The following is a 20,516-nucleotide window of genomic DNA, read 5'->3' as shown; positions in this document are numbered from 1 at the left end:
TGGAGAATCAAACAATTATTTCTTAATTTTAAAATAAATGATTATTTAAATATTGGGAGTCACCATGAATCGTTTACTTATAATCGTATTCGTAATCTTGGAATTGTTTTGTGTGTTTGATGTTTTTGCTCAATGGAATATAGTATATAATAATCCCGGGGATGATTTTTATGGTTTTAATTTTGTCGATAGTTTGAACGGTTGGTTCATAGGCGATTTTAGTATCAGTTCAGATTACAAAATAATTCGTACCACAGACGGGGGGAGTACGTTTGAACCGCAAAACACCCCGACCGGGAATTACAGTCTCAGTACAATTTTTATGGAAGACTTACAATCCGGTTGGGCTGCTTCCGGTCGAGATAATGGTTCAGGACGTATCCTTCATACAACTGATAGTGGCATTAACTGGATTCGATTAACCCATCCTGCACCAACACCAGTTTACTGGGGGGAGATAGCAAAAGTTGGGAATTCCATTTGGTTCGCCGGTGCTTATGGATCATCAGATTTACACGGAATAATTATGAAAACTTCCGATATGGGTCAATCTTGGCAATTGACACTCTTTCCGTCAGTCAGTGGATTTGGTGGTATTACAGTTTTCGACTCTTTGAATTTTATAGTAAGTGGCAGTGAAGGTTTACTAGATAGAACAACGGATGGAGGTAATAGCTGGATAGCAGCTAATATTGATTTAGGATTTCAAGTTGATAATGTAGCGTTTGTTAACGGTGAAATAGGCTATGCTCTGATGACAGATATTGATCATTTACCAATTGATTCACATTTATATATAACCTCCGATGGTGGTTTATCTTGGAATCTTCAATTCAGCTGGCAGGCAGAGGGTTGGAAACCAGGACTATCAGTAGTGCCAAATACAGATCAAGTTTTGTTGGTGGAGATTTGGGATCAATTAATGGAATAATTAAAAGTACTAATTCCGGCATAACATGGGACACAATATTACAGAATTCGACAAATTACAACCCTGTTTACATTAAAACACCGGATGAGAATCATGGATGGGCAGTATGTTTATTCAGTGTCATTTATCGTTATGATTATGAATCCCCACCCCCTACAAACCACGCACCAATATTTACAGGTAGTTGGCCTGATACAGTATCGGTTTTTACGGATTCTTCGTACAATTGGAATTTTGAGTTTCAAGATGTAGATGATGACACATTATGGACTATTCCAGGTGACATCGGGGTACCTGGACTTACTGCATTGGAAAATTCCACCCCGGGCATTGGTACTGTCGTTGCGAATATAACAGGTCAACCAATTTCTCTCGGCTTGCATACTGCTACTATTCAAGTCAGAGATAATAATTCAGCGATCGGTCAATTACAATTTATGGTAGAGGTGAACAATGTTACCATTGTTCGCGAAACTCCTCCGGTATTTTCAACATTCTTACTACTACCCAACTATCCTAATCCATTCAACCCAAATACGACTATAGAATTTTCAATCCCGCAAACAACCAATGTAAACTTAAAATATTCAACTTGCTGGGGCAGGAATTAATAACACTTCTTGACGAAATTAGAGAGGTGGGGACTTATAGAATCAATTTTGATGCAAAAGAACTAAACAGCGGAATGTATTTTTATACTTTAGAGGCGGGAGGATACAAAGAAACAAGAAAGATGATTCTAATTAAATAAATTCAATGATAAAGTTTTAATTTGTTCAATAATAATTTTAGGAGAATACTTTGTTCATCACACTGCTTATCATAAACTTTTTAATTGCATTTGCGGTTTGTGCAATTATCGTTTTCATTTTTAAGTCGTCAATCCACAAAATTCTGCATCGCTTGGTAAATGAAGATATTTACACAGCATGGTCAAGATATATTTTGTTTGCGATATACGTTGTGGGAATATCAGGAGGGGTGCGCGTGTGGGATTTGGAAAGATACATCAGCACAGGTGTAGAAGGTGAGACCGTATTAAAACTTACAACCGAACGCTGGGTGCTTGAGGTTTACAGAACAATGATTGATACTCTTCAAAGCGTGGCGTGGATGCTCTTGCTATTTTTTATTTTCGCTTTGATCGCATTCGTGATTGTGCGAGGACTTGAACTGAGAAAACAATCCCGGCAGCAAGATTCATCTGATCATAAACAAATTTGATTTGAAATATTATTTGTTAAACCAGGAACTTGATAATTCGTTAGTCTTAAAAAAATCGTGCATAATATTTCCTAACTTTGAATAGCCCTGATCGCTTGGGTGCATCCCATCCTCGTCATTAAAATCAGCACGCGCCCATGTTAATCCGTCACTGCGTGGATTTAAACCATCAGCCCAGGTGTAAGGACCCCAAACAATAATCGGAGATTTTACCTCACCCTTTGCCGGATCAAAATTAAGCTCTGCTTTTCCGTTCATTTGATCTTCGATAAGCCATCGAACAGCAAAAGCGCTTTCATAAGCATAAGGCTCGGGGTTAGATGCATTCGGCATTGAGTAGCCTGCATACTCCCGGCTTGTGAGATAAGCAATTCTAATGTTTGGATATTTTGATTGCAAAGTATTTAAAACAGTCTGAATATATCCTTGTAAATTTTTTGCTGAAGTTGGGAATGGTTCTACCGGATCTCGATAAGCTAAATAAATCCAGGCGATTTGTACTTGTTTAGTAGTTAGACCTTGCTGATCTAGCTTTGCTTCTAACTTTTCCCAATCTTGTCTATCGTCCGTTGCCCATTCAATTGCATCGTGCCCGACTTGTGCACCATTCAATAAAAACAATTCCGGCGCTTTATCAGGATCAGTATTCGAGAAAGCCTGAAATTTTTCGAAGGAGTAAAAAGTGTTCGACATTCCAATTGAAATCATTACCACTTTCCCTGTATCAGAAGGATTGCCGGAAATGTCCAGCGCCTCTATTTTCGATATCTCATTCAATGCTGCTGATTTTTGTGTAACAGGAATCTCGTTTATCCAATTATCATAAAGTCCGCCCTTTTCACTTTTATACTCATTGGGTGAAACAAGATCTATTACAGGAGTTGCGCTAAATGGCACAGTGGGAGTCACTGGATTTGAACTATCACTGCTGCAGGATGTTAGAATCGCAGACAAAACTACAATAACGATAAAGAGGATGTTGTTTTTCATATCTAATTCCGAATTATAATTAATAATAACTTCAGTGTGTATTAATATTTAGCTGAATGAACTGCTAAAATTTAATGTTAAGTACATTATTGTCAAATGACAAAAGAAGTACCATTTTTATGAAGTGATTTTTACATTCAATTATAATAAAAAAATAATTTCCAGAGATAATCTTATTTAAGCCTGTTAATCGAATCTACCGTTCATATAATTTTGATCAATAACAGAATTTTATCACTTAAATTAAAATTGAAAAAAAACTAATCAGGTAAACCATGAAGTTATTAATAATTGGGGCAACAGGGGGAACCGGGCGAGAACTTGTTAAACAGGGATTAGAATTCGGACACAAAATAACCGTACTTGTCTGCAATCCGCAAAAAGTTACAATAAAACATCCCAATCTTTTAATTCGAAAGGGAAATGTTTTAAACCTCAGCGATGTGCTGGACGCGGTTGATGATCAGGAGGCTGTAATATCCTCGCTCGGTCATAAGCGTTTTTTCATCAAGACAAATATTCTTTCTGTAGGAACAAAGAACATCATTGCTGCTATGGAAAAGCATGATGTAAAAAGATTTATCTGTATCACGACTCTCGGGATAAATGACAGCCGATTTAAGCTTGGATTATATTACACGCTTTTTACAATTCCTATAATTCTTTACTTTTACTTTAGAGATAAAGCCAAACAAGAAAAATTAATTATAAAAAGCAATCTTGCCTGGACAATGGTTCGTCCCGGGCAATTGACAAACAGTAAGTTGACAGGTGAATATAAGGTTGGGACCAATGTCGGAAATTATTTTATAACTAAAACAATTTCAAGAGCAAACGTTGCTCATTTTATACTCACTCAGTTAAGTGATAAAACTTTTTTCGATAAAACAGTTGGAATTGTTAATCGTTAGACTCGATATTTAATTATTACCTTTACTTTTAAATTCATATAGGTGTAAAATGAATATACTCCAAAAAATTTTTTATAAAATAATATTAGCATTAGTCGTGTTTTGTAGTTTCACTTTGCCGCAAAACCAGACGCAAACAATTTCTAAACAAAATCAAATCGAACAAGGACAGGAGATCAAAATGAAAAAAGTAATTGGAATTGGCGGTATCTTTTTCAAATGCAAAGATCCCGAAAAAATTAAACAATGGTATAATTCCAACTTAGGATTGGTAACCAATGAATATGGTTCGCTTTTTGAGTTTAGAAATTCCGATCCTCCATCTGAGAAAGTATATGCACAGTGGAGTCCATTCAAAGAGAATACAAAATATTTTCTTCCTTCCGAAAAAGACTTTATGATCAATTACAGAGTTGAGAACTTAGAACAGCTTGTTGAAGAATTGAAATCCAACGGCGTTACCGTTCTTGATTCTATTGAAGTATATGAATATGGAAAGTTCGTTCACATTCTTGATCCGGAAAATAATAAAATAGAATTATGGGAACCGGTAGATAGTGTATTTACAAATTCGTATGAAGGGAAAACAACGAAATGATTTCAGTCATAGATTTTTTTACATGGATAAAATAAAAAGATAGCAATCAATTCTTAGATTATTAAAACGGCTTTTGTAAATTATACTATAATTAAAGTATTTTATCTAATGTAACATGAAATTTTAATTCTGTATTAATTTAGATTGAAAGTAAGAGAAATTATTCGGCTATTAGAGAATGACGGTTGGTACTTGGTGAGACAGAAAGGGAGCCATAAACAATTTAGACATTCCGTTAAAAAGGGACTTGTTACTGTTTCTCATCATCGAATGTCAGATGAAATGGCACCTGGAACTCTTAACAGTATCTTGAAACAAGCACAAATGAAAGGATAATTATGAAAAAATATTTAGTAGTTTACGAAAAAACAAAAACTGGCTTCAGTGCTTATTCGCCAGATTTACCCGGATGCGTTGCTACTGGCAAAACAAAACGAGACACTGAAAAAAGAATTTATGAAGCTATTCAATTCCATCTTCAAGGGCTGATTGCGGATAAACAAAAGATTCCAGTTGCTAAATCTGAAAGTGAATTTTTAGTATTTAATTAGATCTTATTCGAGAAGAAAAATGAAAAAAGATTTTGCCCGTATCGGTGCTCTCGGTGCAATAACAGATATTTATCAAAAAGCAGTTGATGAATATGTTGACGTGCTCAAACATACATCTCAAAAAGAATTTATAACTATGGTGGATAAAGATACTGATGATGAAGATTGCAGATCAATTCAAACTATTACGAGGCACATAATTCGCAGTGGTTATGGATATGCTGGTTATATTCTAAAAGCATTAAACATTCCATTCGAAATTCCGAATGCGAACGAGATGAAATTGGAAACTACTGAAGAAGCAATTCGTGAAATTTATAATATGCTTTATTTCAACATCACAAATCTTTACGATCTAAATCGTGAATTGATTGAAAACAATCTTGGTAAAATTAAATTTATGACGCGCTGGAACGAAGAATATAATTTTGAACAAATACTTGAACATGCTGTAATGCATATCCTTCGCCACAAAAGACAAATAAATAAATTTTTAGTGAAGCAAATGAGTTAAGAAATTTTTAAGGACGATCGAAAAGAAATACGTTCTTAAATAAAAAAGCTGAAGATATTTCATGTTCAAAAAGAGTGAACATATTATCTTCAGCTTTTTAAATTAAAATGGAATTTCTTATTCAGAAATCTTTCCATTTTTTAATTCGTTGCTAAGACGGGTAGCATTGTAAATTACTTTTATCGCCTCCATCATACCAGAAGAATGTACAGATACAGTTCTATTTTTTTCAGTACGGAAAATGAAATCACCCGGGAGACTTTCGATGTTGCCGTCGAAAGCTAAACCGACGATCTCGCCATTCATATTTATTACGGGGCTGCCTGAGTTACCACCAATAATATCGTTTGTCGAAACAAAATTAAGAGGGGTGCTTAAGTCAAAATCTGCAGGGGGATTTTTCCATCGGTCCGGCAAACTCCACGGATATTCTTTATTAAATGCGAAGTAACGATCATACATTCCGTAGAAAGTTGTGTACGCGGGGGCAGTTGTTCCATTATAAGGGAACCCCTGAACAACGCCATCAGCAATCCTTAAAGTAAATGTTGCATCAGGCGGAATTGAAGTGCCATAAACTTCGAACACAGCTTTACCTAATTTCTGATTGTAAATTTCTTCTTCGCCAAGAAGTTCGTCAGATTTTGCTTTTAACTCAGCCGCCTTTTCTTCGGAATTTTGGAGAAAATAAATAAATGGATCGTTTGAATTTAATATTGCATCACCACCCTCTTCAATAAGTGATTTTAATTTATCAACATTAGTCAGATAAGAATTTTCGAGCATATATTCAACAGCTTCTTTTCCCTTTAGTCCGCCGGTAATTTTTTTAAGTAAAGGATAATCAACTCCGACAAGTTTTTGCATTCTGGTAACTTGGTTTCCAAAAGCATTTTATTCATTTCAAAATCAAAATCTTCCGGAATTAAAGAGTTGATTGTATTTTGAAGTTCTTCACCTTTATAGAGATCATCACGCTGATCTTCGGGCAGATTGAGTTCGTTGGCAAGTTCAATAACATCCTGAGCAATAAAAAAGTATTGTGTGCTCGTAAATCTGTTTTGGTTAAGGATAAAAAGTTCATTTGAAATTTTTCTCAGTTCATTTCTGATGGATTCAATTTTATCCCAGGATTCGCCATACTTTTCTTTTAAGTCAGAATCAGACATAACGGCATTTTTAAAATTCTTTTCAAAATCTTTTTTACGCTGCATCATAACCGGATCATTTAAACCGTCCATTCTGCCGTAATAGGATTTAAGACCATTGGAAAAATTAAAAGCCATATCCTGAAGTTCCATTTTATTTTCAGGATGAAGTTCTATCATTTTAGTGTAAGTGTTGTACAGGTCTTTTAAAATATCAATCGTTCTTGGATACTGAATATCTCTGAAATATTCCAGTTGGGCTACAGTTTTTAATCTAGTTGTATTGCCTGGGTTTCCAACCACGAAAATTGGTTCACCGACTGCGGCACCATTTGAACTCCATTTAAAATAGTTATCTGTCTTAAGAGGATTTCCATTTTCATCATAAACGCGGAAGAAAGTACAATCAAGATTAAAACGGGGGTAAGTAAAGTTATCCGGGTCGCCGCCAAAAAATCCGATTTGATCTTCAGGAGCAAAAACTAAACGGACATCATTATATCTTTTGTATCCATATAAGGAATATTTGCCGCCGTAATAAAGCTCTGTGATAGAAACTTCAAGTCCCGTTGCTTCAGCTTCACGATTTTCGATTGAAGCAATAACACTGTCCTTCAATTCTAATTGCCGCTCGTAAGTTTCACCATTATCAACAGCATCTTGAATTTCATCAGTGACATCCTGCACTAAAACTAATTGATCTACAAAAAGTCCAGGTACAGGTCTTTCATCAGCTAATGTTTGTGCCCAGAAACCAGTCTCGTGAAGGTTCTCCCCCTCCTGTGAAACTTCCGTAACACTTTGCCGTCCGCAATGATGATTTGTCATCACTAATCCATCAGCAGAGACAAAAGAAGCTGAACAATAAGAAGCAAACCGAAGCGCAGACATTCTTACATTATCCAACCATTGCTGATCAGGCGAAAAATTATATGCTTCTTGAAAATAATCTAACGGCGGGTATTCAAATGTCCACATTTTACCGGTGTCAAATCTGCCGGCTTTCACCGTATCAAAGTCAACACTTTGATAAGTTTGCTGAGCAGGAACTGCCTGAATAAAAAGCAAAGTAAAAAACGAAATCAGAAAGAAAATTTTAAATGATTTAGAAATAAAAAATTTCATAAAAATTCCTTAGGTTTAATGAAAATTGATTGGGTTTAATTTGAAAGAAGATTCTACAATTAGAAATAGTAAATCGTTTAAGGTATAGCAATGCATCCCCTGTTTAAAAGTAATAAAAGTTGAAAATAAAACGTTGAGCAGTTCAGATGTAAGACTCGGGCTGATATAATGGTTCTACTTCCCATTCGTCTTCAATCGTGCCTATGCAATGCGAACATTTGGGAACAGTAAAAACAACTTTTTCTTCACTTGGATTAGCTCTAACAAAATTTAGTACTGTTTTGCAGCTTGAACATTGCACAATATGCGAAGTAGTAGTTTTCCTGCTGCAATCCGGACAAATAAATCCAAGGTCGCCGGGAGTTTCCTCAGGGTTCACCAAGAAAATTGAATTGCATCTGGAATTATTACACTTTGCGAAATGCCATTTAATTGTATCAGAATTTGCGATAAGATTCTCCTTAAAAATTTTTGTTGCAAATTTAATCAGAGTATTTGTAAATGTCTATTGAAAAAAAAATCACCACTCACTTTTTCTTTGATTGTCCCGAACTCATTTTTTTATAAATTGAGCACCGATTTTATAAAGAATACGAATATTTCCTTCTTGTTAAATTTTAATGGAGAAACAATGGACAAACTAAATTCATTCAAAGCATACGATATACGCGGTAAAATACCTTCAGAACTTAATGCCGAGCTTGCGTACAAAATCGGACGAACCTTTTGTAATTATCTTAAAGCAAAAAAAATCGTTGTTGGACACGACGTAAGAATTTCGTCTCCGCAATTAAGTGATGCATTAATTTTTGGACTAACCGATGCCGGTGCGGATGTTATTGACATAGGCTTATGCGGTACAGAAATGATTTATTTCTCTACTCCACACTTTGATGCTGATGGTGGAATAATGATTACCGCCAGCCATAATCCTCCGGAGTATAATGGAATGAAGTTCGTGAGCAAAGGTTCAGTACCGGTTGGTTATGATTCCGGCTTAAGTGAAATTGAAAAAATGATCCTGAACAATAATCTGGGAGAGAAAGCAAGCCAAAGGGGAACTGTTACTCAATTAAATGTTATGAACGAATTTATAAATAACCTCTCCAAATTTTACGATCCAAAGAAAATCAGTCCATTCAAAGTTGTTGTTAATGCTGGTAATGGCTGCGTAGGACCAGCTCTTGATGCAATAGAAAATAAACTCCCGATCGAAATGATTAAAGTATTTCATAACCCCGATTCGAGCTTCCCCAATGGAGTTCCAAATCCATTACTCGAAGAAAACAGGAAACCAACCATAGATGCATTATTAAAATACGAAGCTAATCTTGCCGTTGCGTGGGACGGCGATTACGACCGCTGTTTTTTCTTTGATGAAACCGGAAATTTTATTGAAGGTTATTACATCGTTGGGCTGTTAGCTAAATCTATTCTTAAAAATAATCCCGGCGGAAAAATCGTTCACGACCCCCGTTTAGTATGGAATACGGTTGAATTAGTGAATAACAATGGCGGCATTCCGGTTATTTCAAAAAGCGGGCATGCTTATATTAAACAAAAAATGCGAGAAGTAAATGCTGTTTACGGTGGTGAAATGTCAGCTCATTATTACTTTAGAGATAATGCTTATTCCGATAGTGGAATGATCCCCTTCCTTCTTGTGATTCAACTTATGAGTGAAGAAAATAAAACTTTATCTCAATTAGTCAGCGAAATGATAGCTGCTTATCCCTGTTCGGGGGAAATAAATTCAACGGTACAAAATCCACTGGAAAAAATTGCAGAGATTGAAAATAAATTTCCCGGAGGAAAACGTGATAACCTTGATGGATTAAGTGTTGAATATGATGACTGGCGTTTCAATGTACGAATGTCGAACACTGAACCAATTTTAAGATTAAATGTAGAAAGCAGAAATAATATTGAACTAATGCAATTTAAAACGATTGAATTATTAGATATCATTAGGTCATAATTAATCTCGCTTTAATTAATGGCTGATATAATGACTGTTGAAAATAAATTTATTTTTTAGAACCTTCAACTTTAAATATTACTTTCATTTTTTCCCAGACCAATGAAATTAAAGCAGTGCTATCAGAAGTCTTGTAAAATGAATAAGTCAACCATTCCTGGAAATCAATGGATTGAGTTTTAACTTTTAGCCGAAGTGCATCTTGCGATTCATTATATTCGAAAGCTCCCCACTGGTCTGCAACTTTGTTAAAAATAATTGTCCATTCATTTTTATTTGGAATAACAAAGAAACTGTAACTTCCAGCAGAAAGCTTTTTGCCTTCAATTAAAACATCAGTGCTGAAAGTAATTTTTGTTGCTTCGTCAGCACCGGCTCGCCAGACTTTGCCATAAGGCACCAATTCGCCCCAAATGCTCCTGCCTTTTACTCCGGGGCGGCTATAAGAAATAGAAATATCAGTAAGCCCGACTGTCTGTGATACACCCGCCTTTGGACTAACTCTAATCTTTCTATCCTGAGCATAATTTCCATCAGCGAAGAGTAGAGTTAGAACAAGTATTAATGCTGTAAACGATACTGTCGAAAAAATTCTGATCATAAAACTCCTGAAACATTTTCTTGTTAATATATAATTCAATATAAAAATAATATTAAAAATTTTTACGGAATAATTTTCTACCAAATTTAACAGTACTTATTAAATTCAGAAATTAAATAATCTATTTCATCTTTAGTATTATAGAAATGAGGAGATATTCTAATAAAGCCTTCACGCGAGGATATAAATATTTTTTCCCTGGATAAACTCCGATAAATTTCTTCAGATTTCGGATGAGCAAAACTAACTATCCCGGCAATATTTTTTTCATTTAAACCGGTTAATGAGGAAGTAAACCCTAACTCATTCAGTTTTTGGATAACGTATTTTGAATTACGGATTACATTTGATTCGATGTTATCAAAACCGTAATCGAAAAAAAGTTTCAAAGCAGAATTGAGTGCATAAACCCCAAAATTATTTACGGTTCCGCCTTGAAAAGCAAGCGCAGAATTTTTCAACTTCAAATTATAATGAAGCAAATTCCATGCATCTTCAACAGATAGCCAGCCAATATTTTTAGGCTGCATAGTTTCCTGTAAATATTTTGCTACATAAATAAAAGCAAAGCCTTGTAGTCCTAACATCCATTTCTGTGAGCCGCAGGCAAGGAAATCAATATTACATTTTTTTACATCAATCTGAACAGCACCCAAGGCCTGTATTGCATCAACAGAAAAAATAATATTTTTCTCTTTGCAAACTTTCCCAATCAGTTCAATATCAGCGCGATAGCCTGATAGAAACTGCACAGTACTAATGGATATTAATTTTGTTAATGGTTTAATTGCTTCAATTATTTTTTCCGCCGAAACGATTCCATTTTCGGATTTTACAAAATCCACTCCCACTCCTTCACTTTTGAGATTTAGAAACGGATAGACATTCGCCGGGAATTCAATATCATTCAATAATATTCTATCCCCTCGTTTCCAATTAATGCCGTTCGCAATTACATTAATCGCATTGGTGGTGTTATCTAAAAAAGCAATTCGATCAGAATTGCCATTGATCATTTTACTTAAGAGTTCACGTGTCTCCACCATGATATTAAGAAATGATGGGTAGTCGTCAATCCGCTCAGTTGACTGCTCGGCGATTGCATTATTTATTGAATCAATCACTGGTGTGCAAAGCGGTCCTCGTGAAGCATGATTTAAGTAGATGATATTTCTTTTAATATGTGGGAAAAGTTCTCTGACATTTTGAAGGTTCATCGCAATTCCTAAATAATTTTAAAATTAACTAAAACTGTGAGCGTTAAAATAAAAAGGTCATCGAAACTTTCTTTGATAATAAATTTTTTAATGATTAGTTTTGAGAAAAGATTAAGAGAAAAATGCAAAAAAAATTATTAGGGGAAATATGAAATCACCAAAAACACTAAAACACATAGAATTAAATACGGAAGATTTAAGATGGCGTTGCGATCCTGCCATATTTGATTTCGATTCCACCATTGATGTAAAACCTCTCGAGGGCATACTTGGTCAGGAACGAGCTTTAAAAGCCATAAAACTTGGGGTGGACTTAAAAAGTCCTGGTTATAATATTTTTATCACCGGGCTTTCCGGGTCTGGTAAAGCAACCACTGTAAAAAAAATGCTCGAGACAATTAGCGATGATTGCTCTAGTTTATATGATTACGCTTATGTAAATAATTTTAGAAATCCCGATCAGCCAACTCTTCTAATATTCGAGAAAGGAAAAGCAAAAGTTTTCAAACAAGAATTGAATTCCGCCGTTTCAATTCTAAAAGAAAAAATTCCACAGTCGCTTGAAAGCGAAAACTATCAAAACAGAAAGAAAAAGATCATTGAAGATTATACTTCAGAAGAACAGAAACTTCTCACCTCTTTTGATGAATTAATTAGAAAACAAAATTTTTCGCTTGGGCAGATAAAAGTTGGCGAAAGTGCCCGCCCCGATATCCTGCCAATTATAAATGGAACACCCGTGCCTATTTACCAGGTGGAGGAATTACTGAAACAAGGGAAACTAACCAAAGAGCAAGCACAAGATATTTTTAAGAATTACACCAGCCACCAGGATAAGCTCCAAGAATTATTTAAGCATGGATTAAAACTAAGTCAAAAATTTCAACAAAAAATAGCTGAACTTGAAAGACAAGTAACATTGATAGTCGTCAATGCAGTTATTGGTAATCTAAAGGAGAGTTATAAAGATTCTAAAATATTGGCTTACCTTAATTCTGTCGAGGAAAATATTTTAGAAAATATCCAGGTATTTAAAGGATTAAAACCTGAAGGAGAAGCCACTGAAGAGGGATTTACCATTGATTACTTCAAAGAATATGAAGTGAATATTATTCTTGATAATTCCGATACAATGATGTGCCCTATCATTATTGAAACATCGCCCACTTATTCAAATCTCTTCGGAACAATTGAACGCCTTAATGACGGCAAAGGTGGGTGGTACAGTGATTTTACCAGAATTAAAGGCGGTTCACTGTTACGAGCAAATGGCGGGTATCTCGTATTAAATGTGCTTCATCTTTTCGAAGAACCTGGGGTTTGGAAAATTTTAAAACGTGTGCTTACTTATCGACAACTTGAAATACAGGATGTCCCGGGCCTTTTTCAAATGTCAACTTTGATACTTAAACCAGAGCCAATTAACATTGAAACCAAAGTTATTCTGCTTGGTTCTCAAGCAATTTATTCTTTGCTTTCAGAAAGGGAATATGATTTCAAAAAAATGTTCAAGATAAAAGCAGATTTCGATTATGAAATACTCCGTTCAGATAAAGTAATAAACGAGTACGTCAAAGTAATTAAGAAACTAATCAAAGAAGAAAGTCTGCTTGAGTTTGATAAATCTGCTATCGCTTATTTAATTGAAACAGCTGCAATTTTTGCAGGACAAAAAAATAAACTCACAACTCGTTTTTCTAAAATTGCTGACATTGCCCGTGAGGCAAGTTTTTGGGCAAAGGACGATGGTTTCAATATCGTTAGTTTTGCACACGTGAAAAAAGCTTATGAGTTTAGCCGTGAACGTCACGGACTTCTCGAAGAAAAAATTACAGAAATGTTTGAAGACAAAACTTTCTTGATGGATACTACAGGCGAAAGGGTGGGGCAGGTAAACGGTCTCGCAATTTACAATGCTGATTTTTATTCTTTCGGGCGACCTACCCGAATTACCGCAACTGTTTCACTTGGAAATGGTAATATTATAAATGTTGAACGTGAAGCCGGAATGAGCGGAAGACATTATAATAAAGGTGTACTGATAATATCGGGTTATTTCAAAGAAACCTTTGGACAGGATTTACCGCTAAGCTTTAATGCCAACCTGGTTTTCGAACAATCCTATGGCACCGTGGACGGAGACAGCGCTTCTTGTGCGGAAATTTTTGCATTATTATCAACACTTTCAGGATTACCGCTGAAACAATCAATTGCCGTTACCGGTTCTCTAAACCAAAAGGGAGATGTACAGCCAATAGGAGGAGTGAATGAAAAGGTTGAGGGATTTTATGATGTTTGCAAGTCATTCGGATTAACAGGAACGCAAGGTGTGATTATCCCTGCACTCAATATTAAAGAATTAATGTTAAAGGATGAAGTGATTGATGCAGTAAAGAATAAACAATTTCATATTTACCCGATAACACGAGTTGAAGAAGGTATTGAGATACTAACCTCTACAAAAGCTGGAAAGCGAGGGGCAAAAGGATATGAAAAAGAATCTGTCTTTTACCTCGTTGAGAAAAAAATTAAAGATATGTACATGAAAGCACGAGCGGTGAGATATAAAGCAAGAACTCCTTTAGTCTCATCTGTTGCGAAAAGAGGTAGTAATAATTGAATGAATATTAATAGAGCTAATAAAACAAAAATTCTTTGCACTTTAGGTCCCGCGACATCTTCGGTTGAGTCAATTAGAGCGCTTATCCAAAAAGGAATGAGTGGAATACGCTTGAACTTTTCTCACGGTAATTATGAATCATACAGTGAAATTTATACTAATATCCATACTGCGTGTATCGAAGAAAATACTCCATTAGCTATCCTCGTTGATTTGCAGGGACCAAAAATCAGAATTGGTGAACTTGACCAATCTGAAATTATTCTTTATGCAAATGATCAAATTGAAATAACTATTGACGAAATAAAAGGTAATAGTAAAATAGTTTCAAGTTCCTACAAAAAACTAATTGAAGATGCATTGGTCGGTGAAAGAATTCTAATTGATGATGGACTTATTAAACTAAAAATCATCGAGAAGAAAATCACTTCACTTATTTGCAAAATAGAGGAAGGAGGAATATTAAAACCGAAAAAAGGAATGAACCTCCCGGGTATGAAACTTTCTACGCCTTCCATTACAGATAAAGATTTTAGAGATCTTGATTTTGCATTGAACGAAAGAGTGGATTATATAGCCTTATCCTTCGTACGAAAAGCCGAAGATATCATTCAATTAAGAAAATGGTTAAAAGAAAAAGGTGTTACTAAATCAATCATTGCAAAGATCGAAAAGAAAGAAGCCCTGAATGAATTTGAAAAAATTCTCGATGCTTCAGATGGAATTATGATTGCTCGCGGCGATCTCGGTGTTGAACTCCCCCCACAAGAAGTTCCTGTGATTCAAAAAAATATTATTAAGCGATGCAATGAAGTTGGAAAACTTGTAATTACTGCTACACAGATGCTTGAATCAATGATTCACAACCCTGTGCCAACGCGAGCTGAGGCTTCCGATGTTGCAAATGCTGTGTGGGATGGAACTGATGTTGTGATGCTGAGTGGTGAAACTTCTGTGGGCAAATATCCAACTACTGCTGTACAAATTATGTCCGATATAGTTTCAAATTCCGAAAAGAATCTGCCGGCAAAACCTTCAATCCAATTTGAGCTTCCGAAAGAATTAGATGAAAATCTTTTTGACTCTGTCGGTAAAGCAATTTCATTAATGAGTGATCAAATAAATGCAGCGGCAATAGTTGTCTTTACATTTCACGGGAGAACTGCTCGAATATTATCGAAGTATAAGCCTGATTCAAAAATTATTGCAATCTCGAACAATTTTGATACAATGAATACTTTATGCCTGCAAAGAGGTGTTATCTCTCTTTACATGGATGAAATAGATAAAGAGCATCTCGCAATTGACAAAGCAAAAAAAATTATTCTTGATTCAGGACATGTTAAGAAGAACGATATTGTAATATTCGCAGCAGCAGCCCCATACTCTGAGAAAAGCAGAACTAACTGGATTAAATTTGAAACCTTGTAATCAGTTCGTAAATATTTATTCTCAATGATGAAGGCAATAGAATTAAAACTTGCTGATTGGTGGGAAGCTTTACCAAACGGGAGAATAAAATGTACTCTGTGTCCGCGTTATTGTGAGATCGGAAATGGTCAAGTTGGATTTTGTTTCATACGACAGAACATTGAAGGGAAGTTGTATTCTACCGGTTACGGCAGACCTACAGATTTTGCAATTGATCCAATTGAAAAAAAACCATTGAATCACTTTTTACCAGGCAGCAGTGTATTAAGTTTTGGAACAGCCGGATGTAATCTTGGTTGTAAGTTTTGTCAAAATTGGTCAATCAGCAAAGCACGCCTCGATGAAACTAACTCCTTAGCTGCGACACCTGAAGACGTAGTTTCACTTGCGATAAAACATTCCACCCCCTCTATCGCTTATACTTATAACGATCCCACTATTTTTGGTGAATATGTTATTGATATTTCACGAATAGCTCGTGAAGTAAACATTAAAAATGTAATGGTAACTTCTGGTTACATTGATAAACAAGCAAGGAAAGATGTTTACCAGTTTATTGATGCTGCCAATGTTGACCTTAAAGCATTCAGCGAAAAATTTTATCACAAAATAACTTTCTCTCATCTCGATGATATTTTGGATACGCTGCTCTGGTTAAAATATGAAACTTCAGTTTGGTTTGAAATCACTACGCTGCTAATTCCGAACGAAAATGATTCCGATGATGAAATCCAGCGGATGTGCGATTGGATATTGAAAAACCTCGGGGATGAAATTCCATTACATTTCACGGCATTTCATCCTGATTTTAAAATGAAAGATAAAATTGCTACGCCTGCAAAAACTTTGGTTCAAGCAAGAAACTTAGCTCTTAAGACTGGTCTAAAATTTTGTTATGTCGGCAACATTCATAATAGAGAAGGGCAGACTACTTATTGCCCGGTATGTCATTATTCATTAATTGAAAGAGATTGGCATTCGGTGCGATTCAATAAACTTTTGGATGGTAAGTGCCCGAAATGTTTAAACAAACTTAATGGAATATTTAATAATTTTAAAAAATAAAGGATCATTAAATGAATAATCTTATCGGAAAAAAAGTTTTTATCACCGGTGCATCTTCCGGAATTGGAAAATCTTGTGCAATTGCGTTTGCAAAGGAAGGGGCTGATTTAATTCTTTGTGCCCGCAGGATTGAAAGATTGAATCAGCTAAAGAACGAACTAATAAATAAATATCAAATCTCAATCCTACCTCTTCAAATAAATGTTAAAAATTATACTGAAGTAAAAGCTTCAATAAATAAGATTCCAATTGAATGGAAATCAATTGATATTTTAGTAAACAATGCAGGACTTGCACGAGGGTTCGATAAAATATATACTGCAAATATTGATCACTGGGAAGAAATGATAGATACTAACATAAAAGGCTTATTGTATGTTTCCAGGGAGATAATCCCTTTGATGATAGATCGCGGATCAGGTCACATAATTAATATTGGATCAACTGCCGGTCATGAAGTTTACCCATCGGGAAATGTTTATGCTGCGACAAAATTTGCTGTTAAAGCACTTACACAATCTATAAGACTTGATGTACTTGATAAAAGCATTAGAGTTAGTTCGGTGGATCCGGGAATGGTAGAGACAGAATTTGCCGAGGTAAGGTTTTCCGGTGATAAAATACGAGCTAAAAAAGTATATGAAGGGTTAAAACCTTTAACCCCTAACGATGTATCCGAAGCAGTTTTATTTTGTGCTTCAAGACCGCAGAACGTTAATATTAATGAAATTATTTTGACTCCACTTGCGCAGGCATCTTCTACTCAAGTGCTCAGAAATCAATAAAAATAAATCCAGATTTATTGAAACAAGCTTACATCGCCGACACCTTCACGAATAATTTCGGGTGATTCGCCGCTTAAATCAATTATACTGGATGGGCTTCCGCCAAGATTTCCACTTGCCAGCATTAGATCCACTGAGGAATCGAGAATATTTTTTATCTCGAAAGGATCAGAAAGCACTTCCCCTTTTCTGTTGGTAACACTCGTGCTGATTATAGGATTACCAAGTTCCCGGGTCAATTTTAAAGCAATTGGATTATTGGGGACTCGAATGCCTATGGTTTTTCTTTTGCTCCATAATTTCTTGGGAACTTGTTTAGCAGCCGGAAGTATGAAAGTATATGGTCCGGGAAGTAATCGTTTCATGACTCTATAGGCATAATCAGAAACGAAAGCATATTTGGAGATATCTTTTAAATCCGCACAAACGAAACTAAGAAGTTTTGTCCCGGTTTCGCTTTTTATGCTAAAGATTCTTTCAAGTGCAGATTTCTCATAAATATTACACCCAAGTCCATAAATCGTATCTGTCGGATATATAATAACGCCCCCAGATTTAAGTCTTTCGACAGCTTTATTAATAAATCTAAGCTGTGGCGTTTCAGGATGCAGATCATAATATTCCATAATTACCTTCTATTTCAAATTACCTTTGTTGTTCGATCTGGTCTAATTTTAAGTGTAATAATATTATTAAAATTTCAAAATGCAAAATCAACTACTTAATAGAGAAATTTGTGATTTTTATTAATTGAAGAATGTCTTGATTTAGAGAAGATTTTATTATATTTACAATTCAATTTTGAAACGAGAAAAAAGGAGTTTAACATGGCAAGACGCTGCCAAATAAGTGGGATAGGTCCTATTTCGGGCAATCACGTTTCCCATGCACATAATAGAAGAAAAAGAAGATTTCTTCCGAATCTTCAGAAGAAAAGAATCTGGGTTCAGGAATTAAACAGATTTATAACTTTGAAAGTATCAGCAAAAGCTTTAAAAGGTATTTCCAAAAATGGCACGTCAGAAGTTGCCAGGCTTGTTAGAAGTAATATGATCTAAATTTCTTACAATCCATTTATAGGGCCAGATTTAAAATCAAAAAAGGAAAGCAATGCTTTCCTTTTTAGTTTTAAATATTGAATATTTATTCTCTAACTACCCAAACTTTGATTTGAGTACTAACACTTTGATGAAGTTTTATATTTACAGTATAAATGCCTAAAGCTTTAATCTGCTCTTCAATTTCAATGCGTCTTTTATCAATATCAAAGCCCTTTTCTTTAAGAGAATCAGCAATCATTTGGCTGGTAACAGTACCGAAAATTTTATCTTCTTCACCTACCTGAACAGGAATTGTCACAGAAACTTTTTCAAGTTCGGACCCAATTTTTTCAGCGGCTTCGATTTCTTTACCGATTTTTTTCCTGACTGTTTTTTTCTCTTCTTCAAGAGCAAATAAATTTCCCTTTAGTGCTGTGTAAGCGATATTTCTCGGTAGTAAAAAATTTCTGGCATAGCCATCTTTTACTTCAAGAACATCACCAATTTGTCCGAGTCCTTCGATACTTTGTCTTAAAATTACTTTCATGTTATTCTCCTAAATTATCTTACTGTGTCTGAAACAAAAGGCAGCAAAGCCAGGTGCCGTGCTCTTTTTATGGCAATTGCTAGTTCTCGCTGGTATATAGATTTAGTACCTGTAATCCGCTTCGGAATAATTCGACCTTGCTCGGAAACGTACCGCTGTAATAATTTGATATCCTTATAATCAATATACTTCACTTTGTTTTGTGTGAATCTACACACTTTTTTTTGTTTAATTTCTTTTTTCATTTTTCTTTCCAAATTATTTTAATAAATCAGATTCTTCATTTGATAAAAATTTATCGAACGAATCCTCGGTATAATCAATAGAACTGCCTTCAATATGAGAATCATCCTCGACGATATATTCATCTTCGACAAAAGAACCATTCCCATTATCGCCATTAGAGCCTTTCAGACGCCTATTAAGAAATTGAATTCTCCTCGCCTTAATTTCAACAATCGTCCTGCTATGACCTTCCTCCGGTTTCCATGTTCTGCTTTGAAGTTCGCCATCAACTAAGATAGCCGAACCTTTTTTTAAGCTTTCACGGCAACTTTCAGCAAGCTTATTCCAGGCAACTACACCAACATAACAAACATCCTCTTGCCACTGATTGTTACTGTCCTTATATCTTCGATTAGAAGCAACAGAAAAATTAACAACAGGTGTGTGATTATTTGTTTCTCTAAAGACCGGGTCTTTGGTCAAATTGCCCGCAATTATAACATAGTTTATTTCAGGCATTTTTAGATCAGCCATAAATAACTCCCTTTTATAATGAGATTTAAATCACTTTTATTCTTCATCACCCTCACCTTCAAGCACTTCAGGGACCACTTCCGGGACGATAACTTCCTCAGTCTCGGCAATAACTTTCGCTTTATTAATTTCGATTTGCTCAAGTGCTTCTTTAGTCAAACTGATTGTTAAAAATCTTAAAATGTTTTCATCAAGAGTGTACAGTCTCTCAAGTTTAGCAACGATGCTTGGTTGGGCAATGAAACGAAATATTGCATAGTAGCCAATTTTGTTTTTCTTCACCGTATAAGCTAAACGCTTTCTGCCCCAATTATCGATCTCCAAAACTTCACCACCATTATTTGTGATGTTATCCTTTATTTTGGAAAGGATCTGATCAATTTGTTCATCATCAAGTGCTGCGTTAATTAGAACAGCACTTTCATAAGTTTGTTTTTTCATAGGAACAACTCCCTTTGGTCATTAGGCCCTCAGTTTGCTG

The 20,516-nt window shown here is 35.2% G+C and carries 26 protein-coding genes; 15 read left to right on the top strand and 11 right to left on the bottom strand.

The genetic code is table 11. The annotated features are described in order from the left end of the window. Positions 1–64 precede the first annotated feature (64 nt). Genes IPH11_14425 through IPH11_14410 form a run of 4 tightly spaced genes read left to right on the top strand, consistent with a single transcriptional unit; the run spans position 65 to position 2,155 of the window. The gene (locus tag IPH11_14425) at positions 65–931 is read left to right on the top strand and encodes a hypothetical protein (GenBank protein ID MBK6914778.1); all 867 of its coding nucleotides are present in this window, start codon (positions 65–67) and stop codon (positions 929–931) included. Then, positions 910–1,542, top strand: coding sequence for a hypothetical protein (locus tag IPH11_14420; GenBank protein MBK6914777.1), 633 nt, complete (start codon positions 910–912; stop codon positions 1,540–1,542). The genes IPH11_14425 and IPH11_14420 overlap by 22 nt, the downstream gene beginning before the upstream one ends. Continuing rightward, positions 1,455–1,682 (top strand): T9SS type A sorting domain-containing protein, encoded by a 228-nt coding sequence (locus tag IPH11_14415; protein ID MBK6914776.1) that lies wholly within the window; start codon positions 1,455–1,457, stop codon positions 1,680–1,682. Before IPH11_14420 ends, IPH11_14415 begins: the two co-directional genes overlap by 88 nt. Positions 1,683–1,732: 50 nt before the next feature. Then, complete coding sequence (locus IPH11_14410) at positions 1,733–2,155, top strand: hypothetical protein (GenBank protein ID MBK6914775.1); 423 nt, start codon at positions 1,733–1,735, stop codon at positions 2,153–2,155. 9 nt (positions 2,156–2,164) lie between these two features. Here the strand turns inward: IPH11_14410 and IPH11_14405 are convergent, their stop codons facing one another. Beyond that, the gene (locus tag IPH11_14405; GenBank protein ID MBK6914774.1) at positions 2,165–3,145 is read right to left on the bottom strand and encodes a hypothetical protein; all 981 of its coding nucleotides are present in this window, start codon (positions 3,143–3,145) and stop codon (positions 2,165–2,167) included. A 275-nt stretch (positions 3,146–3,420) separates the two neighbouring features. Between IPH11_14405 and IPH11_14400 the strand changes: the two genes are divergently transcribed. The 5 genes from IPH11_14400 (at position 3,421) to IPH11_14380 (ending at position 5,719) form a co-directional block, all read left to right on the top strand. Beyond that, positions 3,421–4,056 (top strand): SDR family oxidoreductase, encoded by a 636-nt coding sequence (locus tag IPH11_14400; protein MBK6914773.1) that lies wholly within the window; start codon positions 3,421–3,423, stop codon positions 4,054–4,056. Between the two features lie 181 nt (positions 4,057–4,237). Then, positions 4,238–4,654 carry a VOC family protein gene (locus IPH11_14395; GenBank protein ID MBK6914772.1) on the top strand — a complete coding sequence of 139 codons (417 nt, stop codon included), beginning with the start codon at positions 4,238–4,240 and terminating at the stop codon, positions 4,652–4,654. 144 nt (positions 4,655–4,798) lie between these two features. After that, positions 4,799–4,990: a type II toxin-antitoxin system HicA family toxin gene (locus tag IPH11_14390; protein MBK6914771.1), complete on the top strand. Its 192-nt coding sequence runs from the start codon at positions 4,799–4,801 to the stop codon at positions 4,988–4,990. A 2-nt stretch (positions 4,991–4,992) separates the two neighbouring features. Further along, positions 4,993–5,205, top strand: a complete 213-nt coding sequence (locus tag IPH11_14385; GenBank protein ID MBK6914770.1) for a type II toxin-antitoxin system HicB family antitoxin — start codon at positions 4,993–4,995, stop codon at positions 5,203–5,205. Between the two features lie 19 nt (positions 5,206–5,224). Then, positions 5,225–5,719 carry a DinB family protein gene (locus tag IPH11_14380; GenBank protein MBK6914769.1) on the top strand — a complete coding sequence of 165 codons (495 nt, stop codon included), beginning with the start codon at positions 5,225–5,227 and terminating at the stop codon, positions 5,717–5,719. A 117-nt stretch (positions 5,720–5,836) separates the two neighbouring features. On the opposite strand, the gene IPH11_14375 is transcribed toward IPH11_14380, so the two are convergent. From IPH11_14375 to IPH11_14365, 3 genes are all read right to left on the bottom strand, one after another. Then, a complete protein-coding gene (locus IPH11_14375; GenBank protein ID MBK6914768.1) occupies positions 5,837–6,586 on the bottom strand; it encodes a S46 family peptidase in 750 nt (249 codons plus the stop codon). Next, entirely contained in the window at positions 6,529–7,992 is a 1,464-nt protein-coding gene (locus tag IPH11_14370) for a S46 family peptidase (GenBank protein MBK6914767.1), read from the bottom strand. Before IPH11_14370 ends, IPH11_14375 begins: the two co-directional genes overlap by 58 nt. A gap of 142 nt (positions 7,993–8,134) precedes the next feature. Continuing rightward, positions 8,135–8,371: a hypothetical protein gene (locus IPH11_14365; protein MBK6914766.1), complete on the bottom strand. Its 237-nt coding sequence runs from the start codon at positions 8,369–8,371 to the stop codon at positions 8,135–8,137. Positions 8,372–8,623: 252 nt separating this feature from the next. Between IPH11_14365 and IPH11_14360 the strand changes: the two genes are divergently transcribed. Next, entirely contained in the window at positions 8,624–9,970 is a 1,347-nt protein-coding gene (locus tag IPH11_14360) for a phosphomannomutase (protein MBK6914765.1), read from the top strand. A 49-nt stretch (positions 9,971–10,019) separates the two neighbouring features. On the opposite strand, the gene IPH11_14355 is transcribed toward IPH11_14360, so the two are convergent. Then, a complete protein-coding gene (locus tag IPH11_14355; protein ID MBK6914764.1) occupies positions 10,020–10,571 on the bottom strand; it encodes a DUF2911 domain-containing protein in 552 nt (183 codons plus the stop codon). 86 nt (positions 10,572–10,657) lie between these two features. Then, positions 10,658–11,788 (bottom strand): aminotransferase class V-fold PLP-dependent enzyme, encoded by a 1,131-nt coding sequence (locus IPH11_14350; protein ID MBK6914763.1) that lies wholly within the window; start codon positions 11,786–11,788, stop codon positions 10,658–10,660. A gap of 148 nt (positions 11,789–11,936) precedes the next feature. On the opposite strand from IPH11_14350, the gene IPH11_14345 reads away from it, so the two are divergent. From IPH11_14345 to IPH11_14330, 4 genes are read left to right on the top strand one after another with little or no spacing between them, the layout of a single operon-like run. Continuing rightward, on the top strand, positions 11,937–14,408 hold the full coding sequence (locus tag IPH11_14345; GenBank protein MBK6914762.1) for an AAA family ATPase: 2,472 nt from the start codon (positions 11,937–11,939) through the stop codon (positions 14,406–14,408). After that, entirely contained in the window at positions 14,409–15,839 is a 1,431-nt protein-coding gene (gene pyk, locus IPH11_14340; GenBank protein MBK6914761.1) for a pyruvate kinase, read from the top strand. A gap of 27 nt (positions 15,840–15,866) precedes the next feature. Beyond that, positions 15,867–16,904 (top strand): AmmeMemoRadiSam system radical SAM enzyme, encoded by a 1,038-nt coding sequence (gene amrS / locus IPH11_14335; GenBank protein MBK6914760.1) that lies wholly within the window; start codon positions 15,867–15,869, stop codon positions 16,902–16,904. Between the two features lie 11 nt (positions 16,905–16,915). Next, positions 16,916–17,689, top strand: a complete 774-nt coding sequence (locus IPH11_14330) for an SDR family NAD(P)-dependent oxidoreductase (GenBank protein MBK6914759.1) — start codon at positions 16,916–16,918, stop codon at positions 17,687–17,689. Between the two features lie 14 nt (positions 17,690–17,703). Here IPH11_14330 and IPH11_14325 read toward each other — a convergent pair whose 3' ends face one another. Continuing rightward, a complete protein-coding gene (locus IPH11_14325; GenBank protein ID MBK6914758.1) occupies positions 17,704–18,315 on the bottom strand; it encodes a threonylcarbamoyl-AMP synthase in 612 nt (203 codons plus the stop codon). A gap of 201 nt (positions 18,316–18,516) precedes the next feature. On the opposite strand from IPH11_14325, the gene rpmB reads away from it, so the two are divergent. Continuing rightward, positions 18,517–18,747: a 50S ribosomal protein L28 gene (rpmB, locus tag IPH11_14320; GenBank protein ID MBK6914757.1), complete on the top strand. Its 231-nt coding sequence runs from the start codon at positions 18,517–18,519 to the stop codon at positions 18,745–18,747. 85 nt (positions 18,748–18,832) lie between these two features. On the opposite strand, the gene IPH11_14315 is transcribed toward rpmB, so the two are convergent. From IPH11_14315 to rpsF, 4 genes are read right to left on the bottom strand one after another with little or no spacing between them, the layout of a single operon-like run. Continuing rightward, positions 18,833–19,276 carry a 50S ribosomal protein L9 gene (locus tag IPH11_14315; protein ID MBK6914756.1) on the bottom strand — a complete coding sequence of 148 codons (444 nt, stop codon included), beginning with the start codon at positions 19,274–19,276 and terminating at the stop codon, positions 18,833–18,835. 14 nt (positions 19,277–19,290) lie between these two features. Next, complete coding sequence (locus IPH11_14310) at positions 19,291–19,521, bottom strand: 30S ribosomal protein S18 (GenBank protein ID MBK6914755.1); 231 nt, start codon at positions 19,519–19,521, stop codon at positions 19,291–19,293. Positions 19,522–19,534: 13 nt separating this feature from the next. Continuing rightward, positions 19,535–20,035, bottom strand: coding sequence for a single-stranded DNA-binding protein (locus IPH11_14305; GenBank protein ID MBK6914754.1), 501 nt, complete (start codon positions 20,033–20,035; stop codon positions 19,535–19,537). Between the two features lie 36 nt (positions 20,036–20,071). After that, positions 20,072–20,476 (bottom strand): 30S ribosomal protein S6, encoded by a 405-nt coding sequence (gene rpsF / locus IPH11_14300; GenBank protein ID MBK6914753.1) that lies wholly within the window; start codon positions 20,474–20,476, stop codon positions 20,072–20,074. Positions 20,477–20,516: the final 40 nt, after the last annotated feature.

Source organism: Ignavibacteriales bacterium (assembly GCA_016709155.1).
GTDB lineage: Bacteria > Bacteroidota > Ignavibacteria > Ignavibacteriales > Ignavibacteriaceae > JADJEI01.
The sequence above is the reverse complement of the archived record's forward strand: the minus strand, read 5'-3'. Positions and strand labels throughout refer to the sequence as shown.